The organism is Marivita sp. (genome assembly GCF_017643905.1).
Lineage (GTDB): Bacteria > Pseudomonadota > Alphaproteobacteria > Rhodobacterales > Rhodobacteraceae > Marivita.
The window spans coordinates 1-9,598 of the sequence record NZ_JAEPMO010000153.1; the positions used below are offsets into that span (position 1 = coordinate 1).

Sequence of the window (9,598 nt, forward strand, 5' to 3'; positions counted from 1 at the left end):
GTGCGCGTCAGAAAGCCATGGGCGGCAACCAGCCGCGCGAGAAAGTTGTGCGCGACGTACAGTTGCCCGAAGCGATCACGGTGGCCGAACTGGCCAACCGGATGGCAGAACGTGTGGGCGATGTGGTCAAAGCGCTGATGCAGAACGGCATCATGGCGACGCAGAACCAGACAATCGACGCCGATACCGCCGAACTCATCATCGAAGAGTTCGGTCACCGCGTGACGCGCGTGTCGGACGCGGATGTCGAGGACGTCATCAAAGAGGTCGAGGACGCTCCGGAAGATCTCAAGCCGCGTCCGCCGGTTATCACGATCATGGGTCACGTCGACCACGGCAAGACATCGCTGCTGGACGCGATCCGGGAAACCAACGTCACCTCGGGTGAAGCTGGCGGGATCACGCAGCATATCGGCGCCTATCAGGTGACGACGAAGGATGGAGCGGTTCTGTCGTTCCTCGACACTCCGGGTCACGCGGCGTTCACGTCGATGCGGTCTCGCGGTGCTCAGGTGACGGATATCGTTGTTCTGGTGGTGGCCGCTGATGACGCGGTGATGCCGCAGACGGTTGAGGCGATCAATCACGCGAAAGCGGCGAAGGTGCCAATGATCGTGGCGATCAACAAGGTCGACAAGCCAAGCGCGAACCCCACGAAAGTGCGGACCGACCTGCTGCAACACGAAGTGGTTGTGGAACAGATGTCCGGTGACGTGCAGGACGTGGAAGTGTCTGCGCATACAGGTCAGGGCTTGCCGGAACTGCTGGAAGCGATTGCTCTGCAGGCGGAGATCCTCGAACTCAAGGCGAACCCGGACCGGGCGGCGCAGGGTGCGGTGATCGAAGCGCAGCTGGACGTGGGACGTGGGCCGGTTGCCACTGTTCTGATCCAGAACGGCACATTGCGTCAGGGCGACATCTTTGTTGTTGGCGAGCAGTACGGCAAGGTCCGTGCGCTGATCAACGACAAGGGCGAGCGCGTCAAGGAAGCGGGACCGTCGGTGCCTGTGGAGGTTCTGGGCCTGAACGGCACACCCGAAGCGGGTGACGTTCTGAACGTGACCGAGACCGAAGCGCAGGCGCGCGAGATCGCGGAATACCGTGCCAACGTCGCCAAGGAAAAGCGTGCAGCACTGGGTGCGGCTACGACGCTGGAACAGCTGATGAAGAAGGCGAAGGACGACGAGAACGTGTCCGAGCTTCCTGTGCTGGTCAAAGCGGACGTGCAGGGTTCTGCCGAAGCGATCGTTCAGGCGCTGGAGAAAGTCGGCAACGACGAAGTGCGCGTGCGCGTGCTGCATTCGGGCGTTGGTGCGATCACCGAAACCGATATCGGTCTTGCCGAAGCGTCGGGCTGTCCGGTTATCGGGTTCAACGTCCGTGCCAATGCGTCGGCGCGGAACACCGCGAACCAGAAGGGCGTCGAGATTCGCTACTACAGCGTGATTTACGACCTTGTGGACGATGTGAAAGCGGCCGCCTCGGGTCTGCTCAGCGCCGAGATCAAGGAAACCTTCATCGGGTATGCCGAGATCAAGGACGTCTTCAAGGTGTCGAACGTCGGCAAGGTTGCCGGCTGTCTGGTCACCGAAGGTGTGGCACGTCGCAGCGCCGGTGTGCGCCTGCTGCGCGACAACGTGGTGATCCACGAAGGCACGCTCAAGACGCTCAAGCGCTTCAAGGACGAAGTGGCCGAAGTGCAGTCGGGTCAGGAATGCGGTATGGCGTTCGACAACTACGACGACATTCGTCAGGGCGACGTGATCGAGATCTTCGAACGCCAGGAAGTTGAACGCAAGCTGGACTAAGCCTGCGTATCCCGGAAACAGAAAAGGGCAGCGTCACCGCTGCCCTTTTTCTTTTTCGGTGCGTGCCGCGATCAAGCGGCGTTGGCAACCGGCAGACCCGCGAAGATCCTGTTTCCGACACGGACACAAATGCGTCCATCGGGCAGGGCCTTTTCAAAGATTCCCTGCACAGACATGCAACTTCCGATAATGATTGTCTTCAGCATGTCAAATCTCCCCCAAGTTCTGACAATTCTTAGATAGTTTGTTGCGTATTTCATTGCCAGAGAAAAAGATTGGCAAAGACGACTTTCGCAATACTGGACCCGGTTTGTCAGAGCCAATCCCGCAGAATGGGGATAAGCGGGATATCCGCAGGAGGCATGGGATAGTCCTTGAGCTGGTTTGCCCGCACCCATTTCAGCGCCTGCCCTTCGCGTGATTCGGGAGTGCCGTTCCATTTGCGGCAAGCAAAGAGCGGCATCAGAAGGTGAAATTTCTCGTAGCTGTGCGACGCAAAGGTGAGCGGGGCGAGGCAGCTTTGCCAGGTGTCGATGCCCAGTTCCTCTTGCAGTTCGCGGATCAGCGCCTGTTCCGGGGTTTCGCCGGGTTCGACCTTGCCGCCGGGGAATTCCCAGAGGCCCGCCATGGACTTGCCCTCTGGCCGTTGGGCCAGAAGGATGCGCCCATCGGGGTCGATGAGCGCAACAGCGGAAACGAGAACGACGGTCACGAGCGGTAATCGGCGTTGATCGAGATGTAGCCGTGGGTCAGATCGCAGGTCCAGACAGTGGCAGACCCGTTGCCCATGCCCAAATCGACGGTCATGGAGATGTTTTCCTGCTTCATGATCGCAGCGCCCTGTTCCTCGCGGTAGTCAGGATCGACCCAGCCATTCGTGGCGACTTTCACATCGCCGAAGGAAATGCTGAGCGTGTCACGGTCGGCAGGGGCACCGGATTTGCCGATGGCCATGACGACACGGCCCCAGTTGGGATCTTCGCCGGCGATAGCGGTTTTGACCAATGGGGAATTGGCGATGGACATGGCGTGGATCTTGGCGTCGGCATCGTTAAGCGCGCCGGCGACGGTGATTTCCACGAACTTGGTCGCGCCTTCGCCATCGCGGACAACCTGATGCGCGAGGTCTTGCATGACGTGGTGCAGAGCATCGCGGAAGGCGGTGTCTTCTGCGGTGACAGTCACCCCCGAGGTACCTGTGGCAGCAACCAACAGCGTATCGGAGGTCGAGGTGTCGCTGTCTACGGTGATGCTGTTGAAGGTCTTTTCGTTGATCGCGGACACGAAGGTCTGAAGATCAGGCTGCGCGATCCTGGCGTCGGTGAAGATGTAGACCAGCATCGTTGCCATGTCGGGCGCGATCATGCCGGAGCCTTTGGCGATGCCTGCTATGGTCACGGTGCCGCCCGGCAGGTCGACCGTGGTGGTCGATCCTTTCGGGAAAGTGTCGGTGGTCATGATGGCCTTGGCAGCGGCAGGGAGACCTGCCTCGTCCAGATTGCCGTAAAGCTCCTCAACCTTGGCCGCGATCCGGTCATGCGGCAGGCGTTCGCCGATCACACCGGTGGAGCTTGTGAAGACACGGGTGGCAGGCAGTCCGGTCACGCGGGCGACCTCGGCGCAGATGGCTTGAACGCTCTCGTCCCCTGCCCTGCCCGTGAAGGCGTTGGAGTTGCCCGAGTTGACGATGATGGCGGCGCCACCATCGTCCTCAAACCAGATTTTCGACTGGCAATCCAGTACGTTGGCCGACCGCGTGGCGGATTTGGTGAATGCACCTGCGACGCAGCTGCCCGGATCAAGTACGGCCAGCATCACGTCGGTTCGACCGGCGTATTTCACGCCAGCCGCGGCGGTTGCAAACCTTGCCCCTTTGATGACCGGCAGCGATGGAAAGCTGGCGGGTGCGAGGGGGGAAACCGATGTGATCTTGGCCAATTCTTAGTCCTCCAGAAGACCAATATTGCTCAGGACAGAGGTATCGACCTCTTCCTTTGCGGTGCGGGTGACAGTTGCAGCATCGGTCAGTTCGTCGATCTTTTGGGTGACCGCCGGCTGGCTGAGTTGGTTTTCGATTTCGCCGCGCACGGCTTCAAGCGCGGGCGCTTCCTTGGTGCGCTTTTCGTTGAGGATGATGACGTGCCAGCCGAACTGCGTTTGCACTGGGCCGGAGATTGCACCGACCTCGAGCTGCTCTACGGCGGACTGGAATTCCGGCACCATCATGCCCGCGCCGAACCAGCCAAGCTGGCCGCCGTTTGGACCGGACGGGCCCGTGGATTTCGCGCGGGCAACCTCGGCAAAATCAGCGCCGCCGTTCAATTCTTCGACGATGGCTGCGGCTTCTTCCTCGGTCTCAACGAGAATGTGCGAGGCGTTGTATTCTTCGCTTTGTTCGCCCTGCAGGTAGGTTTCTTCGTAAATCGCCTGCACGGCCTCGTCCGTCACCGCATCGCCGACGATGCCTTCGATCACCTGCGCCGCCATCAATGCCCGGCGTTCGTTTTCGAGGGCCAGCTTGATACGACGGGTCTCTTCGCCGCTGTCCTGCTGGCTGAGCACAGTTTGTTGAACGATCTGGTCCATGATGCCGTCCCATAGCACGTCATCGGGGAGCTGCTGATACTGGTCCGGCAGAGACGCGCGTACCATCAGCATGTGGCCCAGCGTGATTTCGGTGCCATTGACCGTGGCCACCACCGAGTCTGCCGTCAGCGTGTCCTGCGCCTGTACCGGCAGGGCCAGCATCAGGGCGAACGCGCTTGCGGAGAGTTTCGTGATGAGATTCGTCATGTTTATCCTTCCAGAGCCGCCCGTACCGTGGGGGCGACATTGACAGTGAATTGCCCTGACCTTACATCGCCTGCAGGCGCTGCGAAGCCAGTCGTTCCCCTGTGACATATGGGCTGTGTGCGAGGCGAGCAAGCAGATGCCGCACACGAAGATGTCAAAGCTGAAAGTGAATGAATGCTGGGATTAGGTAAAGTCGCGCGCAAGGTGTTCGGAACGCCGAACGACCGTAAAGTCAAGGCGACCCGCCCGCTGGTTGAGAAGATCAACGCACTGGAAGCGGATTTTGAAAAGCTGAGCGATGCGCAGCTGATCGAAAAAACGGCAGAGTTCAAGGCGCGTATCGCCAATGGAGAGGCGCTTGATGCGCTGCTGCCCGAAGCGTTCGCCAATTGCCGCGAAGCCGCGAAGCGCGCGCTGGGGCTGCGGGCCTTTGATGTGCAGTTGATGGGCGGGATTTTCCTGCATCAGGGCAATATCTCGGAAATGAAGACGGGTGAGGGTAAGACGCTTGTTGCGACCTTCCCGGCCTATCTGAACGCGCTCACCGGGCGCGGTGTGCATATCGTGACGGTGAACGATTACCTTGCAAAGCGCGACAGCGAATGGATGAGCAAGGTTTATGGCGCGTTAGGGCTGACCACGGGTGTTGTGTATCCCCGCCAACCCGACGCGGAAAAGCAGGTCGCTTATGCCTGTGACATCACCTATGCGACGAATAACGAGCTTGGGTTCGATTACCTGCGCGACAACATGAAGTCCGAGCTGAAACAGATGTATCAGCGCGACCACTACATGGCGATTGTCGACGAGGTGGATTCGATCCTGATCGACGAGGCGCGGACACCGCTGATCATTTCCGGACCGGCGCAGGACCGCAGCGAATTGTACGTCGCCATCGACAAGGTGATCCCGTCGCTGACCGACGAGCATGTCACGCTCGACGAGAAGACACGGAACGTGACCTTTACCGACGAAGGCAACGAGTTTCTCGAAGAAACCTTGCACGGGCTTGGCCTGCTTCCCGAAGAGCAATCGCTGTATGATCCGGAAAGCACGACCCTTATTCACCACGTGAACCAAGGGCTTCGGGCGCACAAGCTATACCAGAAAGACAAGGATTACATTGTCCGCGATGGTGAAGTGGTTCTGATCGACGAATTCACCGGGCGAATGATGGCGGGCCGGCGTTTGTCAGAAGGTCTGCATCAGGCGATCGAGGCGAAAGAAGGCTGCAAGATCCAGCCCGAGAACGTGACGCTCGCGTCGGTGACGTTCCAGAACTATTTCCGCCTGTATGAAAAGCTGGCGGGCATGACCGGCACCGCCACGACCGAAGCGGATGAATTTGCCGAGATTTATGGGCTGGGTGTGGTCGAAGTGCCGACCAACCGGGCGATTGCGCGGATCGACGAAGATGACCGCGTATACCGGACCGCAAAGGAAAAATACGACGCCATCGTGACCGAGATCAAAGAGGCGCATGCCAAGGGCCAACCGGTTCTCGTGGGCACCACGTCGATCGAAAAGTCCGAGATGCTGAGCCGGTTGCTGACCGATGCGGGGCTCACCCACAACGTTCTGAACGCGCGCCAGCACGAGCAGGAAGCGCAGATTGTCGCGGATGCGGGCAAGTTAGGTGCCGTGACCATCGCCACAAACATGGCTGGTCGCGGAACGGACATCAAACTGGGCGGGAACGTCGAGTTTAAGATCATGGAGGCGATTGCCGCTGATCCAGAGGGTGATCCCGAGGCGATCCGCAAACGCATCGAAGCCGAGCACACCGGCGACGAAGAAGCGGTTAAGGCGGCGGGCGGTCTGTTCGTTCTGGCCACCGAGCGCCACGAAAGCCGCCGCATCGACAACCAGCTGCGCGGGCGGTCGGGCCGTCAGGGTGACCCGGGCCGGTCTTCGTTCTTCCTATCGCTGGATGACGACCTGATGCGCATTTTCGGGTCCGAGCGTCTGGACAAGGTGTTGTCCACGCTGGGCATGAAGGAGGGCGAGGCCATTGTGCACCCGTGGGTGAACAAGTCGCTGGAACGTGCGCAGGCCAAGGTGGAGGGTCGCAACTTTGACATCCGCAAACAGCTGCTCAAATTCGACGATGTGATGAACGATCAGCGGAAGGTGATCTTTAGCCAGCGTCGCGAAATCATGGAAGCGCAGGATCTGTCCGAGATCGCGCGCGACATGCGCCATCAGGTGATCGACGATCTGGTCGACACCTATATTCCACCGAAAACATATGCAGATCAGTGGGATACCCAAGGGCTGCAAACGTCAGTGCAAGAACTGGTGGGGGTCGATGCCCCGGTTGTTGCATGGGGCGACGAAGAAGGTGTTGATGCCGATGTGATCCGCGAACGGCTTGAGGTTGCGTCAGACGAGATGATGGCAAAAAAGGCCGAGGCCTTTGGCCCGGACACGATGCGTCAGATCGAAAAGCAGGTTCTGCTACAGACCATCGACGGCAAGTGGCGCGAGCACCTGCTGACGCTGGAACACCTGCGGTCCGTCGTGGGCTTCCGGGGTTATGCGCAGCGCGATCCGCTGAACGAATACAAGTCCGAGGCGTTCCAGCTGTTCGAGACGATGCTGGACAGCCTGCGCGAAGACGTCAGCAAGCAGCTTGGCAAGGTCCGCCCGATGACCGAGGAAGAGCAGAAGGCGATGCTGCAGCAAATGGCGGCGCAGCAGGCGGCCATGGCACGGGCCGCCGAGGCAGCGGCACCGCAACAGGCCGAGCTGGCCGGGACCGGCACCGCAGAGGCTGCTTTGGAAGGCTTCGACGAAAATGATCCGACCACATGGGGCAACCCGGGCCGGAACGATTCCTGCCCTTGTGGATCCGGCAAGAAGTTCAAGCATTGTCATGGCAAGCTAATTTAAAGTTTAAAATCAGTAACTTAGCTTTAGCTTGCAAAGCCAAAAATGTTATGCAAATGTTCTGCAAAACGATGTTTTGCATAGGGTGTTGAGCATTTGTTAGGCGAAAAAGACGTTGGTTTTGAAGAGAAACTGATGGAAGGAAAGGTGCTGTTGTTCCTACGCAACGGCATCTTTCAAGTGCGTCTGTACAAAGGCAATCGTCAATACATCTACAAAAGCCTCAAAACACGTGACTTAGCCAAAGCCAGAGACTTGGCTATGCGAGCTTACTACGAGTTAGAGTTTCGCAAAGAAGAACAGCTGCCACTGCAGACGAAGCGTTTTAGTGATGTGCTGAATGAGTATGAACGACTGCGTGAGAGCCAAAATGCACGTGGCACTTATCGCCATAGCAACAAGGCTAACCAACAACAAACCAGCGACTACATGCTGCGTCAGATACGGCGTGTGAGCAAGTTCTGGCACGAGTACTGCGGAAAACGTGCTGTTGAGAAAATAGATAACGCAGTATTGTGAGACTATGTGGATTGGCGACGTGACTACTACAGACGCATGCCAGCAGACAAACGTCCAAAGAACCACAGCATAAATCCAGCAGACAAGACACTGGAGTGGGAAACTACCTACGCACTCACTGTGCTGAAGTTTGCACATGAGCGTGGATACAGAGGCAACAAACCACTGCCCACGTTTAGGCACAAAGCACAGCGAACCAAAACACGTCCAGCATTCACGTTGGCTGAGTACAGTCGCTTGTACAAAGGCATTAGACGCTGGATGTATGAGGAACGGGATAACCCTCGTTGGTGTTACACACGTGAGCTGCTGCGTGACTATGTGCTGATACTTGCCAACAGCGGCATGCGTGTGGGTGAAGCCAACAACCTTCGTATGAGCGACATTGAACGCTTCACCGACGAACGTGGACGCGAAAACTATGCGTTTAACGTGAACGGCAAGACAGGCAAGCGATATGTTATCTTGCGAGCTAATGCCAGACGCTATGTTGAGCGAACGCTGGAACGCAATGCTCGTTGGCGAGACGAATGGGTGCGAACGGCTGAACTTGGTGCAAAACAACACAGTCGCAAAACGGCACAGCACGATGATTGGTTTTTTAGAATGCCAGACGGCAACAAAGTTATCACACTCATAGACCAGTTTAACGCTGTGCTTGAACGCGAGAACCTCACACACAATGCAGATGCTGAGAAATACACACTGTACAGCCTAAGGCATTTTTATGCTGTACAGATGCTGAGATGGGGCAGAGTGAACGTGTTTGATATTGCTCGCAACATGGGTACCAGTGTGCAGATTATTGAAAGCTACTACGGCAAACACGCGACTGCACAAGAGTTGGCGACGAGGTTGGGTGGATAATCGTGTCAACATGATTGGTGGGGCAAAAAGAGTAGGTTAAACCTACTGTCTCATCACAACAGCTCCACAGCGTTTGCCAACTGCGTGTCGTTGACATCAATATAGCGTTGCGTGGTTGAGATTGAGCTGTGTCCAGCCAGTGCTGCCAACACACGCACACCAACACCCTTGTTTGCCAGCCTTGTAATGAATGTGCGTCTGCCGCTGTGGCTGCTTGCATCTGACAGCCCACATGCTTTGTAGATGTTGAGGAACAGCTGACACATTGTGTTGGCTGAAAAGTGTCCACCCTTTTGACTGCGAAACAAGGGCTGAGCAGCGTCTGACATGCGTCGCCACTGTGCGTACAGTACCAACTGTGCTCTCAGCTGCTTATTGACGAACACAGAGCGTGTGCGAGCACCTTTCGTCTGTTCAGCAGCAAGCGTGAACTGTGTGCGTGGCTCGCCCTCTGCGTCGTAGACATCGCCAATGCGTAGTGCTGCGAGCTCCTTTGCCCTCAGCCCAGTGTATATGCTGAACAGCAGTATGGTGCTGTCGCGTGTCACATGCTTGCGGCTTTGGCAGTATCGCAGTGCTCGTTGAGTTATGGCTGAATCTGGTGTCTGGGCGGTTTGAATGACGGCGGTGCATCTGGTTGGTTTGTTGTTGCGACACAAGCCACCATCCAAAGGAGCACCACCATCATGGACGACGCTACCATCATCGATTTTGCGGGTCGA

At 57.6% G+C, this 9,598-nt stretch carries 8 protein-coding genes; 4 read left to right on the forward strand and 4 right to left on the reverse strand.

Going from position 1 to position 9,598, the window contains the following annotated elements:
• A partial coding sequence (infB, locus tag JJ869_RS19230) for a translation initiation factor IF-2 (protein WP_292269651.1) occupies window positions 1–1,808 on the forward strand: 1,808 nt, incomplete at its 5' end.
• Between the two features lie 313 nt (window positions 1,809–2,121).
• Here infB and mutT read toward each other — a convergent pair.
• The 3 genes from mutT to JJ869_RS19245 are packed head-to-tail and all read right to left on the reverse strand — an operon-like array spanning window position 2,122 to window position 4,601.
• Window positions 2,122–2,520, reverse strand: coding sequence for an 8-oxo-dGTP diphosphatase MutT (gene mutT, locus JJ869_RS19235; protein ID WP_292269654.1), 399 nt, complete (start codon window positions 2,518–2,520; stop codon window positions 2,122–2,124).
• Complete coding sequence (gene argJ / locus JJ869_RS19240) at window positions 2,517–3,746, reverse strand: bifunctional glutamate N-acetyltransferase/amino-acid acetyltransferase ArgJ (protein ID WP_292269657.1); 1,230 nt, start codon at window positions 3,744–3,746, stop codon at window positions 2,517–2,519. The genes mutT and argJ overlap by 4 nt, the downstream gene beginning before the upstream one ends.
• Window positions 3,747–3,749: 3 nt before the next feature.
• Window positions 3,750–4,601 carry a peptidylprolyl isomerase gene (locus tag JJ869_RS19245; protein WP_292269660.1) on the reverse strand — a complete coding sequence of 284 codons (852 nt, stop codon included), beginning with the start codon at window positions 4,599–4,601 and terminating at the stop codon, window positions 3,750–3,752.
• Window positions 4,602–4,775: 174 nt separating this feature from the next.
• Between JJ869_RS19245 and secA the strand changes: the two genes are divergently transcribed.
• The 3 genes from secA to JJ869_RS19260 all read left to right on the forward strand — a co-directional run bounded on the left by secA (window position 4,776) and on the right by JJ869_RS19260 (window position 8,876).
• A complete protein-coding gene (gene secA, locus JJ869_RS19250) occupies window positions 4,776–7,493 on the forward strand; it encodes a preprotein translocase subunit SecA (protein ID WP_292269663.1) in 2,718 nt (905 codons plus the stop codon).
• A gap of 132 nt (window positions 7,494–7,625) precedes the next feature.
• Complete coding sequence (locus JJ869_RS19255; protein WP_292269666.1) at window positions 7,626–8,009, forward strand: hypothetical protein; 384 nt, start codon at window positions 7,626–7,628, stop codon at window positions 8,007–8,009.
• A gap of 261 nt (window positions 8,010–8,270) precedes the next feature.
• Window positions 8,271–8,876 (forward strand): site-specific integrase, encoded by a 606-nt coding sequence (locus tag JJ869_RS19260; protein WP_292269669.1) that lies wholly within the window; start codon window positions 8,271–8,273, stop codon window positions 8,874–8,876.
• 53 nt (window positions 8,877–8,929) lie between these two features.
• Here the strand turns inward: JJ869_RS19260 and JJ869_RS19265 are convergent.
• A partial coding sequence (locus JJ869_RS19265) for a site-specific integrase (protein WP_366510480.1) occupies window positions 8,930–9,598 on the reverse strand: 669 nt, incomplete at its 5' end.